The 531-nt window shown below is 41.6% G+C and carries 1 protein-coding gene; it reads right to left on the reverse strand.

The features are described from left to right. Nucleotides 1-531 (reverse strand): WG repeat-containing protein (locus tag ACS8FC_RS20620; RefSeq protein ID WP_439298154.1); only part of this gene is annotated, 531 nt, incomplete at both ends.

Here is a 531-nt window from a genome sequence, read left to right on the forward strand (position 1 = left end):
GCCCCATTTATAAGATTTTGACATTACTGGTGCCATACCTTCACTAAATGACTCTATGGAAGAATATTTATTCGTAAAAGGCATAACAATTTTGTTTGATGTATCGATAATACCTAGTCTGCCGTTTTTAGAGACCAGTATACGACCGTCAGATACGGGCTCAGACCATGACTCATCGTATTTATCGTTAGGGTCTCGCATATTGTCGTAAATGGTTGGTACCACGAGCTTACCTTGGGTATTCATATGGGCGACTTTGTTATTGTTCATCACTGCAAAGACGCCGTTGCTAATATCGTAGTAGTCTACATCGTCATAGCCTTTTGAGCTTACTAGCGCTTTGCCTTGCTCATCTAATAAGGTTCTAACACTATAATCAGAGTTGTACCCGACAAAGTATTTGCTATCTGCGGTACAAGCAATTTCAGCATAATTTGTCTTAGGCGGTTTACAGTTATCTACGTAAGCCTGAGCGGGAAGAATACATGTAGCAAAGGTTAGTAGGGCGGCTAGGGGTAGCAAACGGGTAGG

It is taken from the genome of Psychrobacter sp. 1Y4 (genome assembly GCF_051847555.1).